Source organism: Pedobacter sp. BG31 (genome assembly GCF_042464845.1).
GTDB classification, from domain to species: Bacteria; Bacteroidota; Bacteroidia; order Sphingobacteriales; family Sphingobacteriaceae; genus Pedobacter; species Pedobacter suwonensis.
Genome location: NZ_JBHNZK010000001.1, coordinates 392,603 through 404,707 on the forward strand (window position 1 = coordinate 392,603; position 12,105 = coordinate 404,707).

At 41.6% G+C, this 12,105-nt stretch carries 6 protein-coding genes; all 6 read left to right on the forward strand.

All coding sequences use genetic code 11. From position 1 onward, the window contains the following. Positions 1-78: 78 nt before the first annotated feature. Positions 79-369 (forward strand): co-chaperone GroES, encoded by a 291-nt coding sequence (gene groES, locus ACFE6N_RS01730; protein ID WP_025141798.1) that lies wholly within the window; start codon positions 79-81, stop codon positions 367-369. 104 nt (positions 370-473) lie between these two features. Next, positions 474-2,108, forward strand: coding sequence for a chaperonin GroEL (groL, locus tag ACFE6N_RS01735; protein ID WP_090983555.1), 1,635 nt, complete (start codon positions 474-476; stop codon positions 2,106-2,108). 293 nt (positions 2,109-2,401) lie between these two features. Further along, the gene (locus ACFE6N_RS01740; RefSeq protein WP_378933204.1) at positions 2,402-8,365 is read left to right on the forward strand and encodes a PKD domain-containing protein; all 5,964 of its coding nucleotides are present in this window, start codon (positions 2,402-2,404) and stop codon (positions 8,363-8,365) included. Positions 8,366-8,368: 3 nt separating this feature from the next. Then, a complete protein-coding gene (locus tag ACFE6N_RS01745; RefSeq protein ID WP_166672346.1) occupies positions 8,369-9,382 on the forward strand; it encodes a PorP/SprF family type IX secretion system membrane protein in 1,014 nt (337 codons plus the stop codon). Between the two features lie 23 nt (positions 9,383-9,405). Beyond that, the gene (locus tag ACFE6N_RS01750) at positions 9,406-10,065 is read left to right on the forward strand and encodes an MgtC/SapB family protein (RefSeq protein ID WP_090983549.1); all 660 of its coding nucleotides are present in this window, start codon (positions 9,406-9,408) and stop codon (positions 10,063-10,065) included. A 568-nt stretch (positions 10,066-10,633) separates the two neighbouring features. Continuing rightward, positions 10,634-12,061 (forward strand): L-serine ammonia-lyase, encoded by a 1,428-nt coding sequence (locus ACFE6N_RS01755; RefSeq protein ID WP_378933208.1) that lies wholly within the window; start codon positions 10,634-10,636, stop codon positions 12,059-12,061. The last annotated feature ends 44 nt before the right edge of the window (positions 12,062-12,105 follow it).

A 12,105-nucleotide genomic window follows, 5' to 3' on the forward strand; every position in this document is an offset into this window, starting at 1 on the left:
TGAAAATCACTTGGCATAAAAAGTGTTAATTGTATGCATAGTTAAAAATTCAAATCAAAATAAAAAATAATAAAAGTTATGGCGTTAAACCTTAAACCAATTGCTGGCAGTTCGAACAGAGTAATCGTTGAACCGGCCGCAGCTGAAGAAAAAACTGCATCAGGTTTGTATATCCCTGATACTGCAAAAGAAAAACCATCTAAAGGAACTGTAGTTTCTGTTTCTGAAGAAGATTCTGAAGGTAAAAAAGCGAGCGTAAAAGTTGGCGATGTTGTAATTTATGGTAAATATGGTGGTACAGAGTTCCCTTATGAAGGTAAAGATTACCTGATCATGCGCGAAACCGATATTTACGCTGTTGTTGGGTAGATCAATTGAAATGTTGTAACGCTGAATGTTACAATGTTGTATAAATCGGATGGATTGAAACATTTCAACCTTCCAACATTAAAACTTTAAAAACAAAATTTAAAATGTCTAAACAAGTAAAATATAACGTAGAAGCACGCGACGCCCTGAAGAGAGGTGTTGATATTCTTGCAAATGCAGTAAAAGTAACCTTAGGTCCAAAAGGACGTAACGTAATTATCGATAAAAAATTCGGATCACCAGCAATTACCAAAGATGGTGTTACGGTAGCGAAAGAAATCGAATTAAAAGATGCGGTTGAGAACATGGGGGCTCAAATGGTTAAAGAAGTAGCATCTAAAACAGCTGATATTGCGGGTGATGGTACTACTACTGCAACTGTATTGGCTCAGGCAATTATTACTACTGGTATTAAAAACGTAGCCGCCGGTGCAAACCCAATGGATTTAAAACGTGGTATCGATAAAGCCGTTGCTGCTGTTGTAGAAAACTTAAAAACACAATCACAAACAGTTGGCGAAGATAATAACAAAATCAAACAGGTTGCGTCTATTTCTGCTAACAATGATGAAGTAATCGGTGCGCTAATTGCTGAAGCAATGGGCAAAGTTGGTAAAGATGGTGTAATCACCGTTGAAGAAGCAAAAGGTACTGAAACTGAAGTTAAAACAGTAGAAGGTATGCAGTTTGACAGAGGTTACTTATCTCCATACTTTGTTACCAATGCAGATAAAATGGAAGCTGAATTAGACAGTCCTTACATTTTAATCTACGATAAAAAAATCAGCAACATGAAAGAATTGTTGCCGGTTTTAGAAAAAACTGTTCAAACAGGTAAACCATTAGTAATCATTTCAGAAGATTTAGATGGAGAAGCTTTAGCTACATTGGTAGTAAACAAAATCCGTGGGTCATTGAAAGTTGTGGCTGTTAAAGCTCCAGGATTTGGCGACAGAAGAAAAGCAATGTTAGAAGATATCGCGATCTTAACCGGAGGTACTGTTATTTCTGAAGAAAGAGGTTACAAATTAGAAAACGCTGATTTAACTTACTTAGGTTCTGCAGAGAAAGTTGTTGTTGATAAAGACAATACGACTGTAATTAACGGTTCAGGCAACACAGATGATATTAAAGCACGTGTTAACCAGATTAAAGCGCAAATCGAAACCACTACATCTGACTACGATAAAGAAAAATTACAGGAGCGTTTAGCTAAATTAGCTGGCGGTGTTGCAGTACTTTATGTTGGTGCAGCCAGTGAGGTTGAAATGAAAGAGAAAAAAGACCGTGTTGATGATGCTTTACATGCAACCCGTGCGGCTGTAGAAGAAGGTATTGTTGCAGGTGGTGGTGTAGCTTTCATCCGCGCCGTAGCTTCTATCGCTGATTTAAAAGGTGTTAACGAAGACGAAAACACAGGTATTCAGATTATCCGCCGTGCTATTGAAGAACCATTACGTCAAATTTGCGAAAACGCAGGTATTGAAGGTTCAATCGTAGTACAAAAAGTTAAGGAAGGTACTGCTGATTTTGGTTATAATGCACGTACCGGTGCTTACGAAAACTTAATTGGCGCTGGTGTTATCGACCCAACCAAAGTAAGCCGTGTAGCTTTAGAAAATGCAGCATCAATTGCAGCCATGTTATTAACCACAGAAGTTGTTTTAGCAGATGAACCTGAAGAAGGTGGTGCTCCAATGCCTCCAATGGGCGGCGGTGGCATGGGTGGTATGATGTAATACCATTCTATCGCAGCGAAATAATTTCGTGTAAAAAAACCCTCAAGGTATAATTACCTGAGGGTTTTTTTTATGCCTTATTATATCATAAAGAAGCTTTATCACGCCTTCACCTACAGGTTCAGTATTTTTGGTGTAAAATTTTGGCGATGTAAGCCAAAAACTACGTACTTTAAAGCGAATATTTATTGATGTGTCTTAGGCCTAGTACTCATTTCTGATATTGATAAAATCAGGTAACTAATGAATCCCCCCGGAACGCAATAAAAATCAATCCTTATTATTAAATGTCTATGAAGATTCGTTGTAAAAGGAAGTGGTTTTCTTTTGTCCTATTTTTTTGGACATTTTTACTCACGTCGAACGTTTTAGCTCAGGTAAGCATTGGCCCGGTAGATCCGGGGCCATATACCCCAGGCAGCACCATTGCTGTTCCGTTTAAAGTACCAACAAGCTGTATATCGCAAGGCAATCAGTTCCAGCTCTACTTATCAGATCAGAATGGAAATTTCGCTACAGAAATCCTTATAGGCAATTACGCAGGCTTTTACAGCACTTACATAAACGGATTACTTCCTAACAACCTAACACCGGGTACAGGTTACCGGGTTCGGGTAAAAACAACCATCCCTGCTACAGTAAGTGCGCAATCTTCGCCTTTTGAAGTGAAGGCGGGGCCAGCTGTAGAAGCAAAATTAACCTCTACACTATTAAATGAGAATGTGAATAATGAGACATTCGGAAACTGTACCAGCAGAGCGAATAATACTTTTTCCCTCAACAATGAATCTACTGCAAACACTTCGGTAACCGCAACAGTTACTGACGAGATGACTGGCTCTACATCAGCTACTATTTCTTTTGCTACACCTTTACAATCTTTTACCGCCCAGCAATCACATTATACCATTTATACAAAAGCGGTAATGCCCGATGGAACGGTTGCTACAAAGGCTTATCTTTTGATCAATAACAAAGCGATTACGGCTTTTGCCAACTCAGGGAATAATGTATTATGCCTTCCATCAGCTACTTTTAAATTTAACGTTGATGTAACTTCTGCCTCGGGTATACAAAACAACTACCCGGGTGATATTTATACAATTGCATGGGGAGATCAAACCACTACAACGTATACGCTCTGCGAAATCATTAACAATAACGGCTTAGTTGAACACCTTTACAAACGCTCCTCATGCGGCAGTGTCTCCAGCTCCAGCTCGGGAACAATTTATAATGCTTTTGATGTATCCATTAAGGTATCAAATGCATTTTGCCCAACGATGGGCACACCAGTTTCTTCTTCGGCCAAAGTAGTAACAAAACCAGTAAACTCCTTTACCTTCACTAGCCCGGGTTGTACCAATGCCAATATTGTATTTACCAATACATCTGTTTTGGGCGAAAACCCAAACACCAATACCGCAGCCTGCGCACCGAATAATGTTACCTACAACTGGTATGTAGATGGTGTACTTAAAGCGGCAGACAGACCAAAATCATTCAACTTTCAATATGTTTTTTCCAGTCATGGCGAGCATGTTATCCGATTGGAGTCAAAGAATATCACCGGTGAATGCGACGCCGATCCTGTAGAAATGAAAATCTGCATCCAAGATTCGCCAAAGCCCGATTTCAGTTTGCCATCAAATACAATTTGTGCCGGAACAACATTAAAAGCAACCGATCTTTCTGTTTTCGATAATATCTGCGATGCCGCTAACACATATTCCTGGTCTGTTAGCCCAGCTGTAGATTTTGCAGGAGGCACAAGTGCAGCAAGCAAAGAACCTGTATTCAGCTTTCCTACGGCAGGGACATATTCCATCACCTTAAGCACCGCTACTCCATCATGCGGACTAATTACCAGCCCGCCACAAACTGTTGTAGTAAACGAAAGTCCAAAGGCTACACTTTCGCCCGATATTACGCTCTGCAACCTGGCCACTTACAATTTTAACAATACCACAACAGGACCAACCCAAACGTTACTTACAGGTACCACACAAGATCTACCCGATACTTATACCTGGACGGTTGTTCCTTCTGGAACAGGAACCTATAGCTTTACTGACAATACAACTGCCAATTCAAAGTATCCATCGATAAAATTTGACAGCTATGATACCTATACCGTAAAAGTTGTCCATAAAAACAACTGCGGCACGGCCGAAGATACCCAGGTATTAACTTTCAGTACCGCTCCTATAGTTGATGCCGGCCCAGATCAAAACATCTGCTTTAATGATCCAGGCTTTACTTTAAGCGGCACAATAAACGGAACTACAACCACACAAACATGGATTGGGGGTGAAGGTCAATTTAATCCAGGTAGAAACGACCTGAATGCAACTTACACCCCTACTGCTGCCGAAAAAGCAGCTGGTATGGTTACCTTAACATTAAGGGTTACCACCGCATTGGCTACTCCGTGCAACCAGATCGATGATGAGGTCATCTTAAAAATCAAACCAGATATCAGCTTAACAAGTAGTGCAAGCAAAACCATTTGTACAGGGAATAGTGTGGCTTATACCCCAACCTCCGCAGTTCCAGGTGTTACCTATACCTGGACGGCCACAGGAACAGCATCTGCCGCTGGCTACACGACTACAACCGGAACAGGTGATATTAATGATGTATTGACTAATAATGATATCAATGCAGATGCCAACGTTACCTATACCATTACACCTCATTTGGACGGATGCAATGGCACACCTTTTTCACTGCTCGTTGTAATTAAACCAAATCCTATTGCAACCGCAACGGCAGCGAAATCAACAATTTGTAATGGCACTTCATCTGCTATCACTTTATCAGCAAATCTAGCAGACATTAATTATACCTATACCAGTACAGTGACAGGTGCAATAACGGGTAATAGCGACAGAGCGACGGCATCTGCAGATACCGGGATTAATGATATTTTAACCAATTCGGGTACCACATCAGGTACAGTAACTTATACCATCAGCCCAATATCTACAAACGGCTGTCCCGGCACACCCACAACCATTACCATTACTGTTTTACCCAATGCAACACTAGCCAATGCGGGCCCGGATGAAGCGGTATGCAATGCCACATCTTACGCCTTAAAAGGAAACAGTCCGGTAGTGGGAACAGGTAAATGGACCGTGGTTTCTGCACCGACAACTGTAACGTTCGCTGATGACACGCAGCATAATACAACAATCTCGGGATTACAGGCTGGAAACAGCTATACTTTAAAATGGACGATAAGCGATGCCAATTGCTCCACATCAAGCGATGATGTACAGATTACCGTAAATCCAATCAGTGTTGGTGGCACAACAACAGGCGATGTAAGTGTGTGTGCGGGTGCAAACGATGGAAATATCAATTTAACCGGGCAGGTTGGCAACATTATCCGCTGGGAAAGCTCCATAGATAATGGGACAAACTGGTCGACCATTACTTCAAATGCAAATCCTTATGTATTTTCCAACCTTTCCACTACCACGCAGTATCGTGCGGTAGTACAAAGTGGCAGTTGTGCAGAAGCCGTATCAACGGTAACTACCATCACGGTTAATCCTGGCACAGTTGCAGCGAACGCTGGCTCAGACCAAAGCTTGTGCAGTGGCAATGGCATCACATTAAACGGCAACGATCCATTGTCCAATAGTGGTATGTGGACACTGGTATCTGCACAAACTGGCGTGACCATCATTGAGCCCACACGTAGAAATACTGATGTTACGGGCCTTGTACCTGGTCAGACTTATACTTTCAGGTGGACCATTACTGGTTTTAGTGGTTGCCCTCCTTCTACCGATGATGTAGTCATTACTTATTATTCGCCGGTTACCAATAACATTTCCGCATCTGCAGTTCCGGTTTGTGCCGAACAAACCATCACCATTACAGGCGATAAACCAACTGGAGGTACAGGAACATTTGCCTACCAATGGCAAAGCAGTGCCGATGGCAATACATGGGCCAACATCCCATCAGCTATTGATAAGGACTTAACCACAACGGCCACAGTTTCTACCTATTTCAGGAGATTGGTTAACAGCACCATTTGTACTTCGATCAGCAATTCGGTACAGGTTACCGTTTTACCAGGGCTAACCAACAATACCATTTCTGCCGATCAAAATATTTGTGTCGGCACAGCTGCTGCAACTTTAACAGGCTCTACACCCAGCGGCGGTAGCGGAACTTACACCTATCAATGGCAATCAAGTCTAAATGGAACTGCCTGGAGCGATGTACTGGGCGCTAACAGTATAAACTTTACACCGCCAACACCGAAAGTGAGCATTTATTACCGCCGATCGGTAGCCAGTGGGGTTTGCAGCAACATTTTAAGCAACCAAATTAAGATAACGGTAAACCCAAATGCAAAAGCCGAAATAACCTACAATACTAAAACAGGTTGTGCTCCTTTTATACTCGACGCTAACAATATTGCCGCAACCTTATATCCTGATAGAAACAGTACTTATACCTGGTTTGCCAATAATGTACCAATCGGAGTAGGGCCAATATTTCCAGGTTATACCATTGCAAATGGCAACGAAAGTGTGACCATAAAACTTATTGTTACCAGTAGCCTGGGTTGTACTTCAGATGAAAAAAGCGAGGTATTCAGCACTTTTCCTGTTGTTACCCCAGCGTTTACACAAAGCATAACAGAAGGTTGCGGACCTCTTAGCGTTACTTTTACCAACACCACCAGTCCGCTTAATAGTGCCACCTATGCCTGGGATTTTGGTAATGGACAATCTTCTAACCTCGCGCAACCTGAAGCAATAACTTTTCTGGCTGACCCAACCGGGAAAGATAAAACCTATAAAATTACGCTAACCACAACCTTACCATGCGGTCCGGCTGTGGTTACATCGGCAACGGTTATTGTACATGCTAAACCTGTTGCCATATTCTCGCCTGATAAAACAAGAGGATGCGCTGATCTCCTTGTTACCTTTGTAAATAACAGCCCGGAAAGTGCAGGCACAACATATACCTACGATTTCGGTGATGGCACATCGTCAGGCCCCCTAACAGATAGAAGAACAATAAGCCATACCTTCAAAACGCTTGTAGTAAAAGATTTTACGGTAACCATGACCGCTAAAAGCAGTTGCGGCGAGGCAAATGCAATCCCAGTAATCATCAGGGTTTCACCGAATGATATCACTCCAGGACTCGTAGTAAACGGTAACGAGAAGGTTGGTTGCGTACCATTTACCGTTAACTTCATCAATAATACACGCGGCGCAAGCAATTTTACCTACACATTTACGAATGACGATACGGGCAAAATCAGTACGGCGTATTCCAATACTACAGGTGTTTTTCCAAAAACTTTCGACAAGCCCGGGAAATACACCATTAGATTAGATGCAGAAAACGACTGCTCAAAAAGCTCAATAAGCGAAACCGTTACAATCCTGCCACAACCAACCGCTGGTTTTATGGCCGATAAAACAATTAGCTGTTCTAATCTTACCGTTAAATTTAAAAATACCAGCGTTGGTGCAGTTGCCTATGTATGGGATTTTGGTGATGGTTCGCCAACTTCAACAGATTTTGAGCCTCAGCACACTTACACGGGCTCAGGCGTAAACTATAAAGTTACCCTTACCGCAATAAACAGCCAGCGATGCCAAAACACATTGAGCTTGGCTGATTATATTCAGCTTGTAGCTCCTCCTGTTGCTACGTTCGTAGTAATTCCTGGCAATGAACTTTCCGCTCCAAACTATAGCTTTGGCTTTAAAGATACCAGTACAGGAGCGGTAAGCTGGGAATGGTCTTTTGGCGATGGAACTACATCTACCTTGCAAAACCCTAACCATACTTATGCGAACGAAGGTACTTATACTGTAACCTTAAAAGTATTAAATAAGGAAAACTGCTCGGCTAATACATTTCAATCAGTAAGGATTATTAGTGTACCTGGCAACTTAAGTATTCCCAACTCTTTTATGCCGCCGAGCGCTAAAAATGAAATTAAAACCTTTATGGCCAAAGGTCGCGGCATTAAAGAATGGAACATGTCTATTTTCAACAAATGGGGCAAGTTAATCTGGGAAACGAGCAAATTGGATGATGGTGCTCCTGTGGAAGGTTGGGATGGAACTTATAAAGGCCAGGATCAGCCGCAGGGCATTTATTACTGGAAAGTTGACGTAAAATTTATTAATGGAAGCGATTGGAGAGGCATAAGCCACGATTCATCTCCCCCGAAAAAAACAGGTGTAATATATTTAATCAGATAGATAATGAGGAGAAGGATAATCATAATTTTATTTTGGTTACTGCCAATTGTTTCATGGGCACAAGACCATATTTACTCACAGTTTTACAATGCGCCAATTTACTTAAATCCGGCACTTACAGGCCAGTTTGAAGGCGACATCAGGTTTAATGCGCTTTACCGTAACCAGTGGACAGGCTTGGCCAGTGATTATTCGTACATGTCCGCTTCCGGAGATCTCAACCTGAGTAGCCTAAACAGTGGTGTTGGAATTATTTTTAACCGCAGCAGCGAAGGAACCGCCTACCTGGTGAAGAACAACATTGCCTTAAGCTATTCCTATATCATCGGAGGAGACGATTTTGCCCTATCATTTGGATTACAGGCAGGCATTACCAACCAAAAGCTAAATTGGGACAAACTCGTGTTTGGCGATCAGATCGATGTCATTGGCTATATTCCGGGCAGTATTTCGGGTGCAGAAAGGCCAAGTGTAGATAGCCGATATTATTTCGATTCAAATGCGGGCGCCAATCTCGTGGTCGGAAAATTCATGATGGGATTAGCCATGCATCACCTTAATCGTCCGGATGAATCTTTATCTGGTTTTCAGGCTAAGTTACCCATGCGCATATCGGGTAATTTAAGTTACAAATTAACTTTGGTGCCAGATGAGTACGACCGGGATGGAAATTACCTTATCCCATCTATTATTGCTTATAAACAAGGTAACATTAAATCGTTTAGCGCGGGCATGCAATATAAGTATGCCAGTATAAATGCAGGCATCTGGTACCGCAATGATGGCAGTTCGAACGGAAATGATGCAATTGTATTTTCGGTAATCTTTGATATTTTTAACCGCAGAACCAATGGTGAAAAATTTAGGTTAGGCATCAGTCACGATGCTACAACTTCAAAAATTAATTATAGCAATACAGGTGGAACATCCGAAATTGGTGTAGGTTACGAAAAATATTTTCCAAATAGTTCAAACGGTGGCCGCGCAAACGGACTGAGATGTTATGATTTTTATTAATTTGCCGTTGATAACAAAAGGCGATGAATGAAATTATAGATCAAAACCATTTCATTACCCAAAGTGAAATCAATAAATTTTTATTGGCAACTCTACTTTGCGGTATAATTGGAGCAGAACGCGAATACAGAAGTAAGTCTGCCGGATTAAAAACCATGATGATGATTGGTTTAGGCGCAACCCTGTTTACTATTTTATCCATCAAAATAGGCCCTACCAGCCAGGATAGGATTGCTTCGAATATTGTTACAGGCATTGGCTTTCTTGGTGCTGGCGTAATTTTTAAGGAAGAAAACCGCGTTAAAGGCCTTACCACAGCCTGTATCATCTGGATCGTGGCCGCCATTGGCATGGCAGTAGGTTCTGGTTATTATGAACAAGCCATTGGTGTTACCGCCGTGGTGATGCTGGCTTTGATCATCTTCCCTTTTTTAGAAGAAATTGGCGACCGGCGCTTTACCAAAAGGATTTACCGTATTGTTAAAAAACAACATACACACGGCGATTTAGAAAGTTACGAAGAAGTTTTTAGGGAAAGTAAACTGAAACCCCAACGTGGCAAGCATCAGCTGGTAAACAATATTATTACCGGAAACTGGACGGCTACCGGTACACCGCAAAACCACCAGAAATTTGTAGAGCGAATGCTTAAAGACGAAGATATTATTGAGTTTGATTTTTAAGTGAATCAAACAGCTCTGCCCTTTGGGTTTGCAGCGCTAATTTTCTCATCAACCACCATCGCGTTCGAAAGTCAATCGTGCCATAGACCTCAGGAATTGCACTGATTGCATTAAAGGGAATCGCACGGATCATATTCCTTGTAAATGCTCATAAAAATCAATCTCACTACCGTCTAAGTTTACGGCTTTAGCTCCTGTACTAAGTTTTCGGATTGATCCACGTGAAACAGCTTCTGTTAAACACATTACAAACTATAATAAACCATCACAACCAACCTGTTTACAAAATCATCGGTTCCATCTAAAGTTCCAGGCAAAAAAATTCCGATACAGATGTAATACCAAAAAGAAAAACGTAGAAATAATCAGGTCGATGACATCACCAGCAAATCTTTTACCTGAGCTGGCGCGACAATAGCTTAGGTCGATTTCCCGAGCATGATAGTTGAAGTCCATTTTTGGCGTGTTGGGATTGGATTGCCCTAAGATAATATTTTCGTTTTCCAGCCTAAAATAAATTTAGCCGAAATCATAAAACAATCATAGCTTTGTATAACTAACTTTCATCATGATCAAGGAACAAATCTCGGTTTTCGATATTTTTAAAATTGGTATCGGACCATCCAGTTCACATACTTTAGGCCCGTGGCGGGCTGCCCAGCAATTTACGGCTTCCCTTACACAGCACAACCTGATCAACAATGTTGAGGGCATCAAAATATTGCTGTATGGTTCTTTAGCCAAAACAGGCAAAGGTCATGGAACCGATGTTGCCATTTTATTGGGATTAACAGGCGCAGATCCGGTAACTTTTGATGTGGATGCAGTTACCCCTACCTTCGAAAGTATCCAAAGAGATAAAAAATTAAATCTTGCTGATCAATTAACTATTGATTTTGATTACGATAACGATCTGCTTTTTCTCTTTGCCGAAAGTTTACCCTTTCACCCCAATGCCGTTACTTTTCAGGCGTTTTTAACAGATGGAAAAGCTTTTTCAGAAACCTATTACTCCATTGGCGGTGGTTTTGTGGTAAAAGAAGGCGAAGACAATAGCAAAAAAGTTCAGGTAGACCTTCCCTTTCCTGTAGATAAAGCAAAAGATCTTTTACATTGGTGTTTATCTACCGGTTTAAAAGTGAGCGAAATTGTGATGGAAAATGAACTGGCCTGGCGTACCGAAACGGAGACAAAAAAAGGCATTTTACAGCACTTTGCCGTAATGCGCGACTGTATTTATCGTGGATGCCATACCACAGGATTTTTACCGGGAGGCTTAAACGTAGCCAGACGGGCATATCCACTAAATAAGCGATTAATTGGCAAAAATGAATATTCAGATTATACAGGCTGGGTAACAGCCATCAGAAAAGGCGGAAACGGCTTTAATTATATTTTAGATTGGGTAAGCTGTTTTGCATTAGCCGTTAATGAAGAAAATGCTTCGTTTGGCCGTGTAGTAACCGCTCCTACCAATGGTGCCGCGGGTGTAATCCCTGCGGTATTACAATATTTCATCACCTTTTGCGATGGTTATAGCGAAGAAAAAATCATCCAGTTTGTTGCCTGTGCTTCAGAAATTGGTAGTATTTTCAAAAAAGGGGCAACAATTTCAGCCGCTATGGGTGGATGTCAGGCCGAAATCGGCGTTTCTTCCGCCATGGCTGCGGCAGCCCTAACTGAGTGTTTAGGCGGTTCGCAACGTCAGGTCTTAATGGCTGCAGAAATTGCTATGGAACATCACCTGGGCTTAACCTGCGATCCGATTGGAGGTCTGGTACAGATTCCTTGCATCGAAAGAAATACCATGGGAGCCATTAAAGCAATTACCGCCAGCCAATTGGCACTACAAAGTAATCCTGACAAGGCAAAGGTAAGTTTAGATGCCGTAGTAAACACCATGTGGGAAACGGCCTTAGATATGAATGCGAAATACAAAGAAACCTCTGATGGCGGGTTAGCAACGAACATCCCAATCAGTTTACCAGAATGTTAATTCAACATTGTTGCAATAAAATGACCGATGTTATTGATTTATTA

Bases quoted from the DNA above. Each gene is read 5' to 3' on its own strand.
- groES (WP_025141798.1), top strand. From the start codon at position 79: ATGGCGTTAAACCTTAAACCAATTGCTGGCAGTTCGAACAGAGTAATC.
- groL (WP_090983555.1), top strand. From the start codon at position 474: ATGTCTAAACAAGTAAAATATAACGTAGAAGCACGCGACGCCCTGAAG.
- ACFE6N_RS01740 (WP_378933204.1), top strand. From the start codon at position 2,402: ATGAAGATTCGTTGTAAAAGGAAGTGGTTTTCTTTTGTCCTATTTTTT.
- ACFE6N_RS01745 (WP_166672346.1), top strand. From the start codon at position 8,369: ATGAGGAGAAGGATAATCATAATTTTATTTTGGTTACTGCCAATTGTT.
- ACFE6N_RS01750 (WP_090983549.1), top strand. From the start codon at position 9,406: ATGAATGAAATTATAGATCAAAACCATTTCATTACCCAAAGTGAAATC.
- ACFE6N_RS01755 (WP_378933208.1), top strand. From the start codon at position 10,634: ATGATCAAGGAACAAATCTCGGTTTTCGATATTTTTAAAATTGGTATC.